Annotated in this window: 14 protein-coding genes and 1 pseudogene; 6 read left to right on the forward strand and 9 right to left on the reverse strand. The window is 72.5% G+C overall.

The window, feature by feature from the left end; genetic code table 11:
• Positions 1-549, forward strand: a 549-nt coding sequence (locus KMS84_RS32290) for a nitronate monooxygenase (RefSeq protein WP_256920044.1), incomplete at its 5' end; no start/stop codon positions are given.
• On the opposite strand, the gene KMS84_RS32295 is transcribed toward KMS84_RS32290, so the two are convergent.
• The 3 genes from KMS84_RS32295 to KMS84_RS32305 form a co-directional block, all read right to left on the reverse strand.
• Positions 533-1690 carry an acetyl-CoA C-acetyltransferase gene (locus KMS84_RS32295; RefSeq protein ID WP_256920045.1) on the reverse strand — a complete coding sequence of 386 codons (1158 nt, stop codon included), beginning with the start codon at positions 1688-1690 and terminating at the stop codon, positions 533-535. The two genes, KMS84_RS32290 and KMS84_RS32295, sit on opposite strands and share 17 nt — an antisense overlap.
• Positions 1691-1816: 126 nt before the next feature.
• Positions 1817-2461, reverse strand: coding sequence for a TetR/AcrR family transcriptional regulator (locus KMS84_RS32300; protein ID WP_256920046.1), 645 nt, complete (start codon positions 2459-2461; stop codon positions 1817-1819).
• A 26-nt stretch (positions 2462-2487) separates the two neighbouring features.
• Positions 2488-3276, reverse strand: a complete 789-nt coding sequence (locus KMS84_RS32305) for an SDR family oxidoreductase (protein ID WP_256920047.1) — start codon at positions 3274-3276, stop codon at positions 2488-2490.
• 60 nt (positions 3277-3336) lie between these two features.
• Between KMS84_RS32305 and KMS84_RS32310 the strand changes: the two genes are divergently transcribed.
• Complete coding sequence (locus tag KMS84_RS32310; protein WP_256920048.1) at positions 3337-4479, forward strand: acyl-CoA dehydrogenase family protein; 1143 nt, start codon at positions 3337-3339, stop codon at positions 4477-4479.
• 23 nt (positions 4480-4502) lie between these two features.
• Complete coding sequence (locus KMS84_RS32315) at positions 4503-5468, forward strand: acyl-CoA dehydrogenase family protein (RefSeq protein ID WP_256920057.1); 966 nt, start codon at positions 4503-4505, stop codon at positions 5466-5468.
• A gap of 16 nt (positions 5469-5484) precedes the next feature.
• On the opposite strand, the gene KMS84_RS32320 is transcribed toward KMS84_RS32315, so the two are convergent.
• Complete coding sequence (locus KMS84_RS32320; protein ID WP_256920049.1) at positions 5485-5982, reverse strand: FBP domain-containing protein; 498 nt, start codon at positions 5980-5982, stop codon at positions 5485-5487.
• Positions 5983-6128: 146 nt separating this feature from the next.
• Between KMS84_RS32320 and KMS84_RS32325 the strand changes: the two genes are divergently transcribed.
• The gene (locus KMS84_RS32325; RefSeq protein ID WP_256920050.1) at positions 6129-6704 is read left to right on the forward strand and encodes a TetR/AcrR family transcriptional regulator; all 576 of its coding nucleotides are present in this window, start codon (positions 6129-6131) and stop codon (positions 6702-6704) included.
• A gap of 31 nt (positions 6705-6735) precedes the next feature.
• Here the strand turns inward: KMS84_RS32325 and qcrB are convergent, their stop codons facing one another.
• Both qcrB and KMS84_RS32335 read right to left on the reverse strand, forming a co-directional pair.
• Positions 6736-8418 carry a cytochrome bc1 complex cytochrome b subunit gene (qcrB, locus tag KMS84_RS32330; protein WP_256920051.1) on the reverse strand — a complete coding sequence of 561 codons (1683 nt, stop codon included), beginning with the start codon at positions 8416-8418 and terminating at the stop codon, positions 6736-6738.
• A gap of 92 nt (positions 8419-8510) precedes the next feature.
• Positions 8511-9234: pseudogene (locus KMS84_RS32335) on the reverse strand (vWA domain-containing protein).
• A gap of 106 nt (positions 9235-9340) precedes the next feature.
• Here KMS84_RS32335 and KMS84_RS32340 point away from each other — a divergent pair.
• Complete coding sequence (locus tag KMS84_RS32340) at positions 9341-10288, forward strand: chitosanase (RefSeq protein WP_256920052.1); 948 nt, start codon at positions 9341-9343, stop codon at positions 10286-10288.
• 144 nt (positions 10289-10432) lie between these two features.
• Here the strand turns inward: KMS84_RS32340 and KMS84_RS32345 are convergent, their stop codons facing one another.
• From KMS84_RS32345 to KMS84_RS32355, 3 genes are all read right to left on the reverse strand, one after another.
• Entirely contained in the window at positions 10433-11896 is a 1464-nt protein-coding gene (locus tag KMS84_RS32345) for a glutamate synthase subunit beta (RefSeq protein WP_256920053.1), read from the reverse strand.
• Entirely contained in the window at positions 11889-16487 is a 4599-nt protein-coding gene (gene gltB, locus KMS84_RS32350; RefSeq protein ID WP_256920054.1) for a glutamate synthase large subunit, read from the reverse strand. The genes KMS84_RS32345 and gltB overlap by 8 nt, the downstream gene beginning before the upstream one ends.
• 382 nt (positions 16488-16869) lie before the next feature.
• Positions 16870-17601 (reverse strand): VIT1/CCC1 transporter family protein, encoded by a 732-nt coding sequence (locus KMS84_RS32355; protein ID WP_256920055.1) that lies wholly within the window; start codon positions 17599-17601, stop codon positions 16870-16872.
• A gap of 295 nt (positions 17602-17896) precedes the next feature.
• Between KMS84_RS32355 and KMS84_RS32360 the strand changes: the two genes are divergently transcribed.
• Positions 17897-18979, forward strand: a complete 1083-nt coding sequence (locus KMS84_RS32360; protein WP_256920056.1) for an ADP-ribosylglycohydrolase family protein — start codon at positions 17897-17899, stop codon at positions 18977-18979.
• Positions 18980-19034: the final 55 nt, after the last annotated feature.

Raw genomic sequence — 19034 nt, forward strand, 5'->3', positions numbered from 1 at the left:
TTCTTCGACGGGCGGGGGCTGGCGGCGGCGCTGGCGTACGGGGCGGCGGGGGTGGCCATGGGCACGCGGTTCCTGCTCACCTCGGACTCGCCGGTCCCCGACGCGGTGAAGGCCCGGTATCTGGCGGCGAGCGTGCGGGACGTCACCGTCACCCGGGCGGTGGACGGTCTGCCGCACCGCATGCTGCGTTCGGAGCTGGTGGGCGCGCTGGAGGAGGCGGGGCGCGCCGGGGCCCTGCTGCGGGCGGTGCGCCACGCGGCGGCCTTCCGCAGACTGTCGGGGCTGACCTGGCGGCAGATGGTCCGTGACGGGCTGGCGCTGCGCCACGGCAAGGACCTGTCGTGGAGTCAGGTGCTGCTCGCCGCGAACACGCCGATGCTGTTGCGGTCGGCGATGGTGGAGGGGCGCACGGATGCCGGGGTGATGGCGTCCGGGCAGGTCGCCGGGGTGATCGACGACCTGCCGTCGTGCGCGGAGCTGGTGGGGCGTCTGATGGGGGAGGCGGAGGCGGTGCTGGCGTTGCTGGAGGGCTTCAGAGCCGTTCGATGATCGTCACGTTGGCCTGGCCGCCGCCCTCGCACATCGTTTGCAGGCCGTAGCGGCCGCCGGTGCGTTCGAGTTCGTGCAGGAGGGTCGTCATCAGCTTCGCGCCGGTCGCGCCGAGGGGGTGGCCCAGGGCGATGGCACCGCCGTTGACGTTGACGCGGTCCGGGTCCGCGCCGGTCTCCTTCAGCCAGGCCAGGACGACGGGCGCGAACGCCTCGTTGATCTCGACGAGGTCGATGTCGTCGATCGTGAGGCCGGTCTTCTTCAGGGCGTGCGCGGTGGCCGGGATGGGGGCGGTGAGCATGCGGATGGGGTCCTCGCCGCGTACGGACAGGTGGTGCACGCGGGCGCGGGGGCGCAGTCCGTGGGTGCGCACGGCGTCCTCGGAGGCCAGCAGCAGGGCGGCCGCCCCGTCGGAGACCTGCGAGGAGCAGGCCGCGGTGACGGTGCCGCCGTCGATGACGGGCTTGAGCGCGGCCATCTTCTCCAGGGAGGTGTCCCGGCGTGGTCCCTCGTCGGCGGTGACGTCCCCGTGGGCGACGGTCTCGCGCGCGAAGCGGCCCTCGTCGAGGGCGCGGACGGCCCGGCGGTGCGAGCGCAGGGCGAACTCCTCCTGGTCGCGGCGGGTGATGCCCCACTTGGCGGCGATCGTCTCCGCGCCGGCGAACTGGTTGACGGGCCGGTCGCCGTAGCGGGCGCGCCAGCCCGCGCTGCCCGCGAAGGGGCCCTCGGTGAAGCCGAGCGGTGCGGCGGCCTGCCGGGTGGCGTAGGCGATCGGGATCTGCGACATGTTCTGCACGCCGCCCGCGACGACGAGGTCCTGGGTTCCCGAGAGCACGCCCTGTGCGGCGAAGTGCACGGCCTGCTGCGAGGAGCCGCACTGGCGGTCGACGGTGACGCCGGGCACCTCCTCGGGCAGGCCCGCGGCCAGCCAGCAGGTGCGCGCGATGTCCCCGGCCTGCGGTCCGACGGTGTCCAGGCAGCCGAAGACGACGTCCTCGACGGCCGCCGGGTCGATGCCCGCGCGGGCGACGAGTTCCTTGAGCACGTGCGCTCCGAGGTCGGCCGGGTGCACCCCGGACAGACCTCCCCCGCGCCGCCCGACGGGCGTGCGGACCGCTTCGACGATGTAGGCCTCGGCCATGGCGACTCCCTCAGGGAAAGGGGCACTTGCTCGGACTGTTCACCTTCGGCTGTTCCACGTGCGGTTGTTCCAGGTGCGGTTGTTCCGGGTGCGGCTGTTCAGGTGCGGCGGTTCGCGTGCGGCCGGTCATGTGCGGCCGTCGACCCGCGGCTGTGCGCCCGGCGGTCGTACGGCGATGCCGTCCAGCACCATCGACAGGTACTGCCGGGCGATCTCCTCGGGGCTGTGCTGTCCGCCGGGCCGGTACCAGGACGCGGCGACCCAGACGGTGTCGCGGACGAAGCGGTAGGTGAGCCGGACGTCGAGGTCGGCGCGGAAGACGCCGTCCGCCACGCCGCGTTCCAGCGTGGACAGCCACGCCTTCTCGAACCTTCGCTGCGACTCGGCGAGGAACGCGAACCGTTCCTGCGCGACGAGCTGGCGGCTCTCCTTCTGGTAGATCGCGACGGCGGCACGGTGCCGGTCGATCTCCCGGAACGACTCGGTGACCAGCGCTTCGAGCGTCTCGCGGGGGCCCTCGCCGGCCGCCAGGACGGTGTCGTAGCCGCTCCACAGCTCGTCGAGGAAGGTGCGCAGGATCTCCTCGAGCATCGACTCCTTGGAGTCGAAGTGGTAGTAGAGGCTGCCCGCGAGCATGCCCGCGTGGTCGGCGATCTTGCGCACGGTGGTGGCGTTGTAGCCCTGCTCGGCGAAGACCTCGGCGGCCGTGTCGAGCAGTTCGCCGCGGCGCGCGGGCGCGGCGGTCACCTGGGGCTTCTTCTTGGTCGGCACGGGTCCATTGTGGGCTGCTCCGGTCGTCAGGCGTGCTGGCTGCTGACGGCGACGACCTCGCCCGTCATGTACGAGGAGTAGTCCGACGCCAGGAAGACGATCACGTTGGCCACCTCCCAGGGCTGTGCGTACCGCCCGAAGGCCTCGCGTTCGGTGAGCTGCGCGAGCAGTTCGGGCGTGGTGACCTTCACCAGGTGCGGGTGCATGGCGAGGCTCGGCGAGACGGCGTTGACCCGCACCCCGTGGGGGGCCGCCTCGACGGCCGCGCAGCGGGTCAGGGCCATCACGCCCGCCTTGGCGGCGGCGTAGTGCGCCTGTCCGGCCTGGGCGCGCCAGCCGACGACGGAGGCGTTGTTGACGATGACGCCGCCGCCGCTCGCCCGCATCAGCCGCAGGGCGGCCCGGGTGCACCGGAAGGTGCCGTTCAGGGTGACGTCGAGGACCCGTGTCCACTGCTCGTCGCTCATGTCGGCCAGCGGGGAGGTGCCGCCGAGACCGGCGTTGTTGACGACGACGTCCAGCCGGCCGTGCGCGGCGACGGCGGCGTCGAACAGGGCGCGCACCTGGCGCTCGTCGGTGACGTCGCAGGGCAGTGCCGCCACCGACCCTGGGCCGAACTCCTCGGCGAGTTCGGCCTCGTAGGCCTTGAGGCGGCGGGGGTGGGCGTCGCTGATCATGACGCGCGCGCCCTCTTCGAGGAAGCGGCGCGCGGTGGCCCCGCCGATGCCCGCGCCGGCCGCCGCGGTGATGACCGCGCTGCGTCCGCCGAGCAGCGCGTGTCCGGGAACGTACGGCGGACCCTCGACGTTCGTCATGACAGCACGCTAACCTACCAAACACTTGTTAGGGAAGAACGTCCGGGAAAGAGGGTGGCCGTGGACCTCGCACACTCCCCCGCCGACGAGGCGTTCCGCGCCGAGGCCCGGGCCTGGCTGCGCGCGCACGTGCCGGCGGAGCCGCTGCCGTCGCTGGAGAGCGCCGAGGGCTTCGCCGCGCACCGCGCGTGGGAGGCGGAGCTGGCGGCCGGCGGCTGGTCGGCGGTGAACTGGCCGGCGCGCTATGGCGGCCGGGACTGCGGGCTGACGCGGTGGCTGCTGTTCGAGGAGGAGTACTGGGCGGCGGGCGCTCCCGGCCGGGTCGGCCAGAACGGCCTGAGCCTGCTGGCCCCCACCCTGTTCGACCACGGCACCGAGGAGCAGCGCTCCCGCGTGCTGCCCGCGATGGCCACCGGCGAGGTCGTGTGGGCGCAGGCCTGGTCGGAGCCCGAGGCCGGCTCGGACCTGGCGTCGCTGCGCGCGAGGGCCGTCCGCGCGGACGGCGGCTGGCGGCTGAGCGGCCAGAAGGCGTGGTCCTCGCGCGCGGCCTTCGCCGACCGCGCCTTCGGCCTGTTCCGCACCGATCCCGACGCCGGCGCCCCGCACCGGGGCCTCGGCTACTTCATGTTCGACCTGCGGGCCCCCGGCGTCACGGTCCGCCCCGTCGGCCGCCTGGACGGCAAACCGGCCTTCGCCGAGCTGTTCCTGGACGAGGTGTTCGTGCCGGACGAGGACGTCATCGGCCGGCCGGGCGAGGGCTGGCGCATCGCGATGTCGACGGCGGCCAACGAGCGCGGGCTCACCCTCCGCTCCCCCGGCCGCTTCCTGGCCTCTGCCGAGCGGTTGCACGCCCTGTGGCAGGACCGGGGCGGTCCGCCCGGCGCGGCGGACCGGGTCGCCGACGCCCTGATCGGCGCCCGCGCGTACCAGCTGTTCACCTGGGCGGCCGCCTCCCGCTTCCTGGCCGGCGAGCGGCTCGGCCCGGAGTCGAGCCTGAACAAGGTGTTCTGGTCGGAGTACGACATCGCGCTGCACGAGACGGCGCTGGACCTGCTGGGCGAGGAGGGCGAGCGGGGCGACACCCCCTGGGCCGAGGGGTACGTCTTCGCCCTGGCCGGGCCGATCTACGCGGGCGCCAACGAGATCCAGCGCGACATCGTCGCCGAGCGCCTGCTCGGCCTGCCGAAGGGGCGTCGCGCATGACCGCGTCGCGGGCGCCCGAGCCGATGCGGTTCCTGCTGGACGCCGAACAGCTGGCGTTCGCGCGGTCGCTGGACGCGATGCTGGGCGCGGCCGACACGGCGGCTGCGGTGCGCGACTGGAGCCGCGGGGACCGGGTGCGCGGGCAGGCGCTGTGGTCCCGGATCGCCGACGCGGGCGTCTTCGCCCTGGCGGTCCCCGAGAAGTACGAGGGGCTCGGGCCCCGGCCGGTGGAGCTGGCCGTGGCCTTCGTGGAGCTGGGGCGGCACGCGGTTCCGGGCCCGCTGGTGGAGACGGTCGCGGCGGCGGCGCTGCTGCTCGAGCCGGGTCCCGCCGAGCGGTTCCTCGCCGCGCTGGCCTCGGGCCGCTCGACGGCGACGGTCGCCCGCGAGGGCGGCTACGCCCTGGACGGCGACGCGGCCACGCTCCGGCTGGCGCTGGCCGCCGACGGCCTGCGGCTCGCGCCCGGCCACGGGCCGGTGCGGCCGTCGCTGGACCCGGCCCGGCGGCTGACCCGGCTCTCGCCGGGCGGCGAACTGCTCACCGCGGCCCCGGCCGTGGACCGGGCGCTGCGATGGGCGCGGCTCGCCACGGCCGCCCAGGCGCTCGGCGTCGGCCTGGCGCTGCTGGAGCGGACGGTGGCGCACGTGCGCCGGCGCGTGCAGTTCGGGGCGCCCATCGGGTCGTTCCAGGCGGTCAAGCACCGGCTGGCGGACGTGAAGATCGCCCTGGAGTTCGCCCGTCCCCTGGTGCTGGGGGCGGCCGTGACGATGTCGGCGGCGGACGTGGCCGCGGCGAAGGCGTGCGCCGGCGAGGCGGCGTACGCGAGTGCGCGCGCCGCGCTCCAGCTGCACGGCGCGATCGGCTACACGGCGGAGTACGACCTGTCGCTGCACCTCACCAAGGCCCGCGCCCTGCGCACGGCCTGGGGCACGCCCGCCGAGTGCCGCGCGGAGGTGCTGCGGGCCCGCCCGCCGGGCACTCCCGGCTGATCCGGAAAGAAGGTCCCTAGACCCGGGCGCTCACCTTGGCGACGAACGCGGCGAGGTTGGCCACGGTGCGCGCGATCTTCTCGTCCAGCGTGATCGTCTCGTGCAGCCGGGCTCCGGCGCCCGCGTCCCGCTTGCCCCGCACGTACAGCGAGCAGGCGAGATCGCTGCACATGTAGGCCCCCACGGAGTTGCCCTGCTGGCCGGCCCTGCCCGCCCTGGGCGCGACCATGAGGGAGACGCCGCCGGAGTGGGTGGTCAGGCACATCGTGCACATGCTGCGCCGGGCCTGCCAGGAGCCGGAGTGGGTCGTGCGCAGCTGGAGCGCTCGGGGGCGGCCGTCCAGTTCCACGGCGAGGTAGGCCCGGTCGGGGGCCTGGGGGTCGCGCCAGCCGAGGTAGTCGAGGTCGTCCCAGGGCCGGTCGGCCAGGTCGCGCGGTACGGCCAGGCGTGTGGCCTCGCCCTTGGTGCAGTTCACGAACGCGGCGCGGATCTGCTGTTCGGTCAGCGGCTTCATGTCGACCAGGCTAATTTGCCTAAAGCCTTTAGGCAAACGCTTAAGATGTTACGGGTGGCGCATAATGGCCGTCGGCAGCGGCTCGCTGCGCGGCATCGACGGACGGCTCGCCGCGTCGAGCAACGGGATCCGGGCGGGAGACGATCATGGGGCGCGTGGGGCTGAGCACGGAACGCCTGGTCAGGGCGGGCGCCGAGCTGGCCGACGAGGTGGGTTTCGACCAGGTGACCGTCTCGGCGCTGGCCAGGCGCTTCGACGTCAAGGTCGCGAGCCTGTACTCGCATGTGAGGAACTCCGACGATCTGCGGACCCGGATCGCCCTGCTGGCGCTCGCCGAACTGGCCGACCGCGGCGACGTCGCGCTGGCCGGGCGGGCCGGCAAGGACGCCCTGACCGCGCTGGCCGACGTCTACCGCGACTACGCCCGCGAGCACCCCGGCCGCTACGCCGCCGCCCAGCTGCGGCTGGACCCCGAGGCGGCGGCCGCGAGCGCGGGCGGGCGGCACGCCCGGATGACCCGCGCGATCCTGCGCGGCTACGACCTCGCCGAGCCGGACCAGACGCACGCCGTGCGTCTGCTGGGCAGCGTCTTCCACGGCTACGTCAGCCTGGAGATGGGCGGCGGCTTCAGCCACAGCGCCCCCGACACCCAGGAGACCTGGACGCGGATCCTGGACGCCCTCGACGTGCTGCTGCGCACCTGGCCGCCGTCGGGACGGTGAGGGACCGGACGGGAGCCGGCGCGGGCAGGCGTCAGTGCCCGGGTCCGGGTCCGTCCCCGTGCCCGTGGCCCGCGGTCAGCTCCCGGTACTCCCGCGCGGTCGGCTTGGGGATGTGGCTGCCGGGGCCGAACATGGCCCGCGCCAGCCGCGCCCGCACCCGCTGGGACGCCGTGACCGGCCGCCGCACACCGTTGTGGTCGACGAGCGGGCCGATCGCGTACGGCGGGCTCTGCTCGTGCTGGGTGAGGGCGAACAGCGCGCCCCGCCCCAGGGGTTCGTGGACCTCGACGTACTCGCCGTGCGGCAGCCGCCTGATGGTGCCCGTCTCCCGCCCGTGCAGCACCTTGTCGCGGTCGCGGCGCTGAAGCCCCAGGCAGATGCGCTTGGTGACCGTGAAGACGATCACCGGGGCCGCGAACACGGACACCCGCACGAACCAGGTGATCGCGTTGATGGACAGGTGCAGATGCGTGGCGACGATGTCGTTGCCGCCGCCGATCAGCAGCACGACGTAGAGCGCGAGCCAGGCCGCCCCGAGTCCGGTGCGCACGGGCGCGTTGCGCGGCCGGTCCAGGATGTGGTGCTCGCGCCGGTCCCCGGTGATCCACGCCTCGACGAACGGGTAGACGCCGATGGCGAGCAGGATCAGCGGGAAGAGGGAGAACGGGATCAGCACGCCCAGCTCCAGGGTGTGGCCCCAGGCGTTGATCTCCCATCCCGGCATCACCCGGATCAGCCCCTCGGAGAACCCGAGGTACCAGTCGGGCTGAGCGCCGGTCGTCACCAGGTCCGGGCGGTAGGGGCCGAACGCCCACACCGGGTTGACGCTCGCGATCCCGCCCATCACCGCCAGCACGCCGAAGACGAGGAAGAAGAAACCGCCCGCCTTCGCCATGTAGACCGGCATGAACGGCATGCCGACCACGCTCTTCTGGTCGCGTCCGGGCCCCGGGTACTGGGTGTGCTTGTGGAAGAACACCAGGATGAGGTGGGCGACGACGAGCCCCAGCATGATCCCGGGCAGCAGCAGCACATGGATCGGGAAGAACCGCGAGATGATGTCGTGCCCCGGGAACTCCCCACCGAACAGGAAGAACGACAGGTACGTGCCGACGATCGGCACGGACAGGATCGCGCCGTCCGCGAACCGCACCCCCGTGCCGGACAGCAGGTCGTCGGGGAGCGAGTAGCCGGTCAGGCCGGTGAGGATGCCGAGGAACAGCAGCAGCCAGCCGAACAGCCAGTTGACCTCGCGCGGCTTGCGGAACGCGCCGGTGAAGAACACCCGCATCATGTGCACGAGCATCCCGGTGACGAAGACCAGCGCCGCCCAGTGGTGGATCTGGCGGATCAGCAGCCCGCCGCGCACGTCGAAGCTGATGTGCAGGGTCGACTCGTAGGCCTTCGTCATGGTGACGCCGTTGAGCGGGACGTACGTGCCGTGGTAGACGACCTCGGCGCTGCTCGGCTCGAAGAACAGGGTGAGGTAGACGCCGGTCAGGAGCAGGATGAGGAAGCTGTACAGGCAGATCTCGCCCAGCATGAACGACCAGTGGTCCGGGAACACCTTGCGCAGGTTGGCCCTGGCCAGCGCGTACAGGCCGAGCCGCCCGTCGGCCCAGTCGGCGACCCGCTCGCCCCGGCCCGGCTCGCCCCGTCGCCCCGAACTCCCGCCGCCCGCGCCCTCGTTCACCGATCGCGCGCCGTCACTCATGCGTCGTCGCCTCCCCCTCGGATCACCCTCCTCAGGGTGCCACGGCGGCGCCGGCGAGCCAACGGTGCGGACTCCGCGGGCGGCGGACCCGGCTACGCGGTGACGATCCCCCGGGCCCGGGCGGCCGCCAGCCACTGCGGGAACTCACGCACCAGCCGGTCGTACAGCTCGGCGTCCGAGACCGTGCGCGGGTCCGCGCCGGCGTGGAAGAAGCCGGCGTTGTCGACGGCGCGCTTCGCCGGCACGGGCAGCTCGTCGAGCTTGCGCAGGAAGTCGAACTGCTTGCTGCCGCGGTCGCCGAAGCCGATGAACTGCCAGAACAGCGGCAGCTTCGAGGCCTTGCAGAGATACCGTTCGGCGGCGAGCTTGTTGATCGGTCCGCCGTCGGTCTGGAAGACGACGAGCGCCGGGTCCTTGGCGCCGCTGTCGAGGTAGTGGTCGATGACGGCTGTCCATGGCCAGGTGGTAGCTGGTCCGGCCCATGTGCCCGAGCCCGGCCACGATCTCGTCCACCCGCCCCCGGTGGTCGGCCAGGGCGATGTCGGTGGCGGCGTCGACGTCGGTGGAGAAGAAGACGACCGGCACCCGCCCGTCGTCGTCGAGATGCGCCGACAGCCCCAGCACGCGGTCGGCCAGGGCCTGCACGCTGCCGTCCTGGTAGTACGGCTTCATCGACCCCGAGTAGTCCACGACCAGGTAGACGGCGGCCCGCTGCCCGTCGAGACCGTGCTCGGCGAGGGACGCCCCGGCGCGCTTGTAGAGGTCGACCAGCGCCGGCGCGGTCTGCTGGACCTTGGTGAGACTGATCGCGGCCATGGCGCACAGCTTCCCACAACAGCCGCCGCTCGCCCATGTGTTCGCACATCGACCGATGACGATGAAATGACAATGAACGCGACATTCCCGCTCTAGGGTGTGCGGCATGAAACGTGCCGCCGCCCTGGTCTGCGCCGCAGTGGCGTCGACGGTGTACCTGCTCACCCCCTCGCAGACCGCACGACCCGCCCAGGACACGGGCCCGGTGCAGCGCGAACGGCCCGCGCAGGCCGACCGCCGTGCCCAGCCCGCCCGTTCGGCACGGCCCGCACCGGCCGAACGGTCCGCAGCGCCCCCGCGCCGGGCCCGGCCCGCCCGGCCGGCGGCCGACGCACGGGCGAGCGTCCCCGGTCTGGCCGCCCCGGCCCAGAAGGAACTGGCCCAGCAGATCGTGGCCAGCGCGGAGAACGGCACCCTGGACTGGCGCAGCGCGTACGGCTACGTCGGGGACATCGGCGACGGCCAGGGCTACACGGCGGGCCTGATCGGCTTCTGCACCGGCACCCACGATCTGCTCGCCCTGGTCGAGGGCTACACCCGCGACCACCCGGACAACGCGCTCGCCCCCTACCTGCCCGCCCTGCGCCGTGTCGACGGCACCGACTCCCACGAGGGTCTCGACCCCGGCTTCCCGGACGCCTGGCGCACCGAGTCCCGCACGCCCGCCTTCCGGGCCGCGCAGGACGCCGAACGCGACCGCGTCTACTTCGACCCGGCGGTGCGCCGGGGCCGGGCCGACGGGCTGGGCGCGCTGGGCCAGTTCATCTACTACGACGCTCTCGTCTTCCACGGCCCCGGCACGGGGACGACCAGCTTCGACGGCATCCGCGCCCGTGCGATGCGCCAGGCCCGCACCCCCGCCCAGGGCGGCGCCGAGACCGCCTACCTCGACGCGTTCCTCGACGCCCGCCGCAGCGCCATGCTCATCCGGCACCCCGGCGTCGACACCTCGCGCGTCGACACCGCCCAGCGCACGTTCCTGCGCGAGGGCAACCTCGGCCTGCGCCCGCCGCTGCGCTGGCGGGTGTACGGGGAGACGTTCCGGGCGCCGTAGGGGCCCGCCCGGCCTCCGCGCCTCCCCCGGGGTGCGGCGGACATGCCGCGGCGCCTGCCGGTCCGGTCGGGGACGTGGCAGGCGCCGCGTGGTGTTCCGCACGCCGTTGTACGGGACGTTTCGGGGTTCCCCCGGAGTGGGGGATCAGACCATCAGCGAGCGGTCCGTCGGCCGGATCGGGGCCGGCAGCTCGCTGGCGCCGGTGAGGAACCGGTCGACGCCGCGGGCGGCCGAGCGGCCCTCCGCGATCGCCCACACGATGAGCGACTGGCCGCGGCCCGCGTCACCGGCGACGTACACGCCCGGCACGTTGGTCGCGAAGTCGGCGTCGCGGGCGACGTTGCCGCGCTCGTCGAGCTCCAGGCCGAACTGCTCGACCAGACCGTTCTCGCGGTCCGTGCCGGTGAAGCCCATCGCCAGCGTCACCAGCTGGGCGGGGATCTTGCGCTCCGTGCCCGGCTTCTGGGTCAGCTTGCCGTCGACGAACTCGACCTCGGTCAGGTGCAGCCACTGGACGTTGCCGTCCTCGTCGCCCTCGAAGTGCGTGGTGGAGACGGAGTAGACCCGCTCGCCGCCCTCCTCGTGCGCGGAGGTGACCTTGTACAGCATCGGGAAGGTCGGCCACGGCTGGGAGACCGCGTTCCGCTCCTCGCCCGGGCGGGGCATGATCTCCAGCTGGGTGACGGAGGCCGCGCCCTGACGGTGGGCGGTGCCCACGCAGTCCGCGCCGGTGTCGCCGCCGCCGATGACGACGACGTGCTTGCCCTCGGCCGAGATCGGGGGCGCCACGAAGTCGCCCTCCTGCACCTTGTTGGCCAGCGGCAGGTACTCCATCGCCTGGTACACGCCCTTGAGCTCACGGCCGGGGACCGGCAGGTCGCGGGCGGTCGTGGCGCCGGCGGCGATGACGACGGCGTCGTAGCGCTTCTTGAGGTCGGTCGCCTTGAGGTCGCGGCCGATCTCGATGCCCGTGCGGAAGCGGGTGCCCTCCGCGCGCATCTGCTCGATACGGCGGTTGATGTGCCGCTTCTCCATCTTGAACTCGGGGATGCCGTACCGCAGGAGGCCTCCGATGCGGTCCGCGCGCTCGTAGACGGCGACGGTGTGGCCGGCCCGCGTCAGCTGCTGGGCGGCGGCCAGGCCCGCCGGGCCCGAACCGATGACCGCGACGGTCTTGCCCGACAGGCGCTCGGGGGCCTGCGGGGCGACGTCCCCGGTCTCCCACGCCTTGTCGATGATCGAGACCTCGACGTTCTTGATGGTGACCGGCGGCTGGTTGATGCCGAGCACGCACGCCGACTCGCAGGGGGCCGGGCACAGCCGCCCGGTGAACTCCGGGAAGTTGTTCGTGGCGTGCAGTCGCTCCGACGCGGCCGACCAGTCCTCGCGGTAGGCGTAGTCGTTCCACTCGGGGATGAGGTTCCCCAGCGGACAGCCGTTGTGGCAGAACGGGATGCCGCAGTCCATGCACCGGCTGGCCTGCTTGCCGATGATCGGCAGCAGCGAACCGGGGACGTAGACCTCGTTCCAGTCCTTCAGACGCACGTCGACGGGACGGGACTTGGCGACCTCGCGGCCGTGGTTCAAAAAGCCCTTCGGGTCAGCCATTGGTCGCCGCCTCCATCATCTTCTCGGTGATCTCGGACTCGGAGAGTCCCGCCTGCTCGGCGGCGTCCTTGGCGGCGAGCACTGCCTTGTAGGCACTGGGAATGATCTTGCTGAAGCGTTCCGCGGCCACGTCCCAGTCGGCCAGCAGCTTCTCGGCGACCGTGGAGCCGGTCTCCTCGGCGTGGCGGCGCACCACGTCGTGCAGCCACTGCTTGTCCGCGTCGTCCGGCGCCTCGACGGCGGCGAGGTTGCCGGCGTTGACGTTGTCGCGGTCCAGGTCGATCACGTAGGCGATGCCGCCGGACATGCCGGCCGCGAAGTTGCGGCCCGTCTCGCCGAGGACCACCGCGTGGCCACCGGTCATGTACTCGCAGCCGTGGTCGCCGACGCCCTCGGAGACGACCGTCGCGCCGGAGTTGCGCACGCAGAACCGCTCGCCGGTGCGCCCGCGCAGGAACAGCTCGCCGCCGGTCGCGCCGTAGGCGATGGTGTTGCCCGCGATCGTGGAGTACTCGGCGAGGTGGTCGGCGCCCCGGTCGGGACGGACGATCACCCGGCCGCCGGAGAGGCCCTTGCCGACGTAGTCGTTGGCGTCGCCCTCCAGGCGCAGCGTGACGCCGCGCGGGAGGAAGGCGCCGAAGGACTGGCCGGCGGAGCCGGTGAAGGTGATGTCGACGGTGTCCTCGGGCAGGCCCGCGCCGCCGAACCGCTTGGTCACCTCGTGGCCGAGCATGGTGCCGACCGTGCGGTTGATGTTGCGGATGGAGACCTGGGCGCGCACCGGCTGGGCGTCGGTCGCGGAGTCCGCGGCGAGCGCGTCGGCGGCCAGCTTGATGAGCTGGTTGTCGAGCGCCTTCTCCAGACCGTGGTCCTGCGGGACGACCTGGTGCAGGGCGGCGCCCTCGGGCAGGTCCGGCACGTGGAAGAGCGGGGCCAGGTTGAGGCCCTGGGCCTTCCAGTGGTCGACGGCGCGCTCGACGTCGAGGACCTCGGCGTGGCCGACGGCCTCCTCGATCGAGCGGAAGCCCAGTTCGGCCAGCAGTTCGCGGACCTCTTCGGCGATGAACCGGAAGAAGTTGACGACGTACTCGGCCTTGCCGGCGAAGCGGTCGCGCAGCACCGGGTTCTGGGTGGCGATGCCGACGGGGCAGGTGTCCAGGTGGCAGACGCGCATCATGACGCAGCCGGAGACGACGAGCGGGGCGGTCGCGAAACCGAACTCCTCGGCGCCGAGCAGCGCGGCGATGATCACGTCACGGCCGGTCTTGAGCTGTCCGTCGGTCTGGACGACGATGCGGTCGCGCAGGCCGTTGAGCAGCAGGGTCTGCTGGGTCTCGGCGAGGCCGAGCTCCCAGGGGCCGCCCGCGTGCTTGAGCGAGGTGAGCGGCGAGGCGCCGGTGCCGCCGTCGTGGCCGGAGATGAGCACGACGTCCGCGTGCGCCTTGGACACGCCCGCGGCGACCGTGCCGACGCCGACCTCCGAGACCAGCTTCACGTGGATCCGCGCCCGCGGATTCGCGTTCTTCAGGTCGTGGATCAGCTGGGCCAGGTCCTCGATGGAGTAGATGTCGTGGTGCGGCGGCGGGGAGATCAGGCCGACGCCCGGGGTGGAGTGCCGGGTCTTGGCGACCCACGGGTAGACCTTGTGGCCGGGCAGCTGGCCGCCCTCGCCGGGCTTGGCGCCCTGGGCCATCTTGATCTGGATGTCGTCCGCGTTGACCAGGTACTCGGAGGTCACGCCGAAGCGGCCGGAGGCGACCTGCTTGATGCTGGAGCGGCGCGCCGGGTCGTACAGGCGCTCCGGGTCCTCGCCGCCCTCACCGGTGTTGGACTTGCCGCCCAGCTGGTTCATGGCGATGGCGAGGGTCTCGTGCGCCTCCTGGGAGATGGAGCCGTACGACATGGCGCCGGTGGAGAAGCGCTTGACGATCTCGGAGACCGGCTCGACCTCCTCCAGGGGGATCGAGGGGCGGTCCGACTTGAGGCCGAACAGGCCGCGCAGCGTCATCAGGCGCTCGGACTGCTCGTTCACGCGGTCCGTGTACTTCTTGAAGATGTCGTAGCGGGCCGTGCGGGTGGAGTGCTGGAGGCGGAAGACCGTCTCGGGGTCGAACAGGTGCGGCTCGCCCTCGCGGCGCCACTGGTACTCGCCGCCTATGTCCAGCGCGCGGTGCGCCGGCGCGATGCCGGAGGCGGGGTAGGCCTTGGCGTGCCGGGCGGCGACCTCCTTGGCGACGACGTCGATGCCGATGCCGCCGATCTTGGTGGCGGTGCCGCTGAAGTAGCGCTCGACGAACGCGTCGTCGAGGCCGACGGCCTCGAAGACCTGGGCGCCGCGGTAGGAGGCGACCGTGGAGATGCCCATCTTGGACATGACCTTCAGGACGCCCTTGCCGAGGGCGTAGATCAGGTTGCGGATCGCCTGCTCGGGCTCCATGCCGTCGAGGAAGGTGCCCGCGCGCAGCAGGTCCTCGACCGACTCCATCGCCAGGTACGGGTTGACGGCGGCGGCGCCGAACCCGATGAGCAGGGCGACGTGGTGGACCTCGCGGACGTCGCCGGCCTCGACCAGCAGGCCCACCTGGGTGCGCTGCTTGGTGCGGATGAGGTGGTGGTGGACGGCCGCGGTGAGCAGCAGCGAAGGGATCGGCGCGTGCTCGGCGTCGGAGTGGCGGTCGGACAGGACGATGAGGCGGGCGCCGTTGTCGATGGCGGCGTCGGCCTCGGCGCAGATCTCGTCGATCCGGGCGGCGAGCGCGTCGCCACCGCCGTGCACCCGGTACAGGCCGGAGAGCGTCGCGGCCTTGAAGCCGGGCATGTCGCCGTCGGCGTTGATGTGGATGAGCTTGGCCAGCTCGTCGTTGTCGATCACCGGGAAGGGCAGGGTGACCGAGCGACAGGACGCGGCGGTGGGCTCGAGCAGGTTGCCCTCGGGGCCGAGGGAGGAGCGCAGCGAGGTGACGAGCTCCTCGCGGATGGCGTCCAGCGGCGGGTTGGTGACCTGCGCGAACAGCTGGGTGAAGTAGTCGAACAGCAGCCGCGGACGGGCGGAGAGCGCGGCGATGGGCGAGTCGGTGCCCATGGAGCCGAGGGGCTCGCCCGCGGTCTTGGCCATCGGGGCGAGGATGATGCGCAGCTCTTCCTCGGTGTAGCCGAAGGTCTGCTGCCGGCGGGTGACCGAGGCGTGGGTGTGCACGATGTGCTCGCGCTCGGGGAGGTCGACGAGCTCGATCTCGCCGGCTTCCAGCCACTCGGCGTAGGGGTTCTCGGCGGCGAGCTGGGCCTTGATCTCGTCGTCCTCGATGATGCGGTGCTCGGCGGTGTCGACGAGGAACATGCGGCCGGGCTGCAGGCGGCCCTTGCGGACGACCTTGGCCGGGTCGATGTCGAGGACGCCGACCTCGGAGCCGAGGACGACGAGGCCGTCGTCGGTGACCCAGTAGCGGCCGGGGCGCAGGCCGTTGCGGTCGAGGACGGCGCCGACCTGGGTGCCGTCGGTGAAGGTGACGCAGGCCGGGCCGTCCCAGGGCTCCATCATCGTGGAGTGGAACTGGTAGAAGGCGCGCCGGGCCGGGTCCATGGAGTCGTGGTTCTCCCACGCCTCCGGGATCATCATCAGCACCGAGTGCGGCAGGGAGCGGCCGCCGAGGTGGAGCAGTTCGAGCACCTCGTCGAAGGACGCCGAGTCGGAGGCGTCCGGGGTGCACACCGGGAAGATCCGCTCGATGGCCTTCTCGTCGGAGCCGAAGAGGTCCGAGACGAGCTGCGACTCCCGGGCGGTCATCCAGTTGCGGTTGCCCTTGACGGTGTTGATCTCACCGTTGTGCGCGACGAAGCGGTACGGGTGCGCGAGGGGCCACGACGGGAAGGTGTTCGTGGAGAAGCGCGAGTGGACGAGCGACACGGCCGAGGCGAAGCGGCGGTCGGACAGGTCCGGGAAGAAGGGCTCCAGCTGGCCGGTGGTCAGCATGCCCTTGTAGACGATCGTGCGCGCGGACAGCGACGGGAAGTACACGCCGGCCTCGCGTTCTGCGCGCTTGCGCAGCACGAACGCCTTGCGGTCGAGGTCGATGCCCTGCGAGCGGCCGTCGGTGACGAAGACCTGGCGGAAGGCGGGCATCGTCGAGCGGGCGGTGGCGCCCAGCAGCTCCGGGGCGACGGGGACGTCGCGCCAGCCGAGGACGGTGAGGCCCTCGTCGTCGGCGATCGTCTCGATGCGCGAGACGGTCTCGGCGAGGCCGTCCTCGGGGAGGAAGGCGATGCCGACGGCGTAGTGGCCGGCCTCGGGCAGCTCGAATCCGGCGACCTCGCGGAAGAAGGCGTCCGGGACCTGGGTCAGGATGCCCGCGCCGTCGCCGGAGTCCGGCTCAGAGCCGGTGGCGCCGCGGTGTTCGAGGTTGCGCAGAACGGTGAGCGCCTGCTCGACCAGCGCATGGCTCGCCTCGCCGGTGAGGGTGGCCACGAAACCGACGCCGCAGGCGTCGTGCTCGTTGCGGGGGTCGTACATACCCTGCGCAGCAGGGCGAGCATCCATGAAGGACCAGTTCTGGCCATTCGCGGAATGCTGGGACGGCTGGCGCGGCGTACGCATCGGCTCTCCCGTCGTCGTCTCAAGTGGCATGTCTGCTGGCGAAGGGACGACGTTGGCCCTCTGCGTAACGCAAAATTTCGTGCAGGTTACATGATGGAGCGGTTCTCGGGAACCGGATACCGCGTTCCAGCATGCGGACGCCACGGGCCGACGGCGGGGTACCGCGGACGTGGCCGAAAAGTATGGGGACCGGACGGGAGGGGATCGATCAGATCGTGGCCCGCCGGGCCGGAAGGGGGCGGAGGGAGCGTCGTCACCCACCCCGCGAGTGCGCCGCAGGCGTCATTGCCCACAGCGCTTACGGCTCATGCCCGTTGGTCGAGCAGCCGAAACCAGTCGGTAACAACTACTTATGCAGCCCCTTGCATAAGTAGCATCCGAGCTATCCTACGGCCGTTCCGAACAGGGTGCCCAGGGCGTACGTCACACCGGCCGCCGCGCCGCCGAGGGCGAGCTGGCGCAGCCCGCTGAACCACCAGGTCCGCGCGGTCACCCGGGCCACCACCGCGCCGCAGCCGAACAGGCCGGCGAGCGCGAGCAGCACGGCCGGCCACAGCGAGGAGGCCCCCAGCAGGTAGGGCAGCACGGGCAGCAGCGCGCCGAGCGCGAAGGCCCCGAAACTGGAGACGGCCGCGATCAGCGGCGAGGGCAGGTCGGAGGGGTCGATGCCCAGCTCCTCGCGGGCGTGGATCTCCAGCGCCTGCTCCGGGTCGCGCGAGAGCTGCTGCGCGACCTGCCGCGCCAGCGCGGGCTCGACGCCGCGCGACACGTACAGCGCGGCGAGCTCGGCCTCCTCGTCCTGCGGGTGCTTCTTCAGCTCCCGCCGCTCCACGTCCAGCTCGGCCTCGACCAGTTCGCGCTGCGAGGCGACGGAGGTGTACTCGCCGGCGGCCATGGAGAAGGCGCCGGCGGCGAGCCCCGCGAGACCGGTGATGACGATGGTCTGCTGGCCGACCGATCCGCCGGCGACGCCGGTCATCAGCGCGAGGTTCGAGACGAGACCGTCCATCGCGCCGAAGACGGCGGGGCGCAGCCAGCCCCCGTTGACGTCGCGGTGGGTGTGGTTGTCGCGGTGCGCCTCGTGCAGTGGCGCCTCGGTCTCGATGATGGCCATGAAGATCCCCCGGGGACGGAAAAGGACGGACGGAGAAGGTAGCTAAGCCAAAGCTAACTTTGGACACATTCTAATTTGTGACAACACCAAAGTACGCCCGCGGATTCCTGGCCGCCAGCAAGGAAAGGCTCGGCTAACCTGCGGCTTTACCTTCGAGCGCTCATTCGAGATGAGGTCTGCACAGATGTCGACCGGGTGACATGAGTGGATTTCAGGCTCTGGTCAACCGCCGACGGTGGGACACATCCGGCAGAAGGCTCCGCGCCCGTGCGGACCCCCGGAGGAGAGGCCGCCCATGCCGACGATCCGTGACCGAGCGCGCGGCGCCCTTCTCGGCCTGGCCGTGGGAGACGCCCTGGGCGCCCCCGCGGAGAACCTCAAACCCTCCGAGATCCGCGCCCGCTGGGGCCGCATCACGGGGTACGTCGCCGACCGGCCGGCCGGCACCGACGACACCGAGTACGCGATCTTCTCCGGCCTGCTGCTGGCCCGCCACGGCTCGGCGCTCACCCCGGCCCACGTGGAATCCGCCTGGCACCAGTGGATCGCCGACCTCGACGAGGGGCCCTTCCGCGGCGCCGGCTTCAGCGAACGCGGCACCCTGGAGAACCTCCGCCGGGGCCTGGCCGCACCGATCTCCGCCCAGCACCGGCACGCCTGGAGCGACGGCCTGGCCATGCGGGCGGCGCCCTTCGGCGTCTTCGCCGCGGGCCGCCCGGCCGAAGCGGCCCGGCTCGTCGCGATCGACGGCTCGGTGAGCCACGACGGCGAGGGCATCCACGGCGGACAGGCGGTCGCGGCGGGGGTCGCGGCGGCCATGGCCGGAGCGCCGACGGCCGCCGTCGTGGCCTCGGCCCTGGCCGTGATCCCCGAGGACTCCTGGACGGCACGCTCCCTGCGCCGGGCGGTGGCGGTGGCCCACCGGGGCGAACGGGCGGTGCGCTCCGCCGTCGTCATCGGCGGCTACCCCTGGACCGACCTCGCCCCCGAGGCGGTCGCCCTCGCCTTCGGCGCGTACGCGGCGGCCGACGGCGACTTCCGCGAGGCCGTGCTCACGGCGGTGAACATGGGCCGCGACGCGGACACCACGGCGGCCGTGGCCGGCGCCCTCGCCGGGGCCGCGAGGGGGGCGGACGCGATCCCGCCGGACTGGGCGGCGGCGATCGGCCCGGCCCGGGGCAGCTGCCTGCCCTCGATGGCGGGACACCACGTCCTGGACGTGGCGGAACTGCTCATGCCCGAGGAGGGCGGCAAGTGGGGCGAGGGAGTGGTCGTGGAGGAGCTCGTGCCGAGCCTCATGGGCCTCGCCCGGCCCCCCGCCCCGGACCCGGACGCCTTCACCCTGGCGGCCACCGACGGCACGGAGGCAGGCGCATGACGACCCCGGACCTCACACCCCCGGCGACCCCGGACGACCGCACACCCACCGACCC

It is taken from the genome of Streptomyces hilarionis (genome assembly GCF_024539675.1).
Lineage (GTDB): Bacteria > Actinomycetota > Actinomycetes > Streptomycetales > Streptomycetaceae > Streptomyces > Streptomyces hilarionis.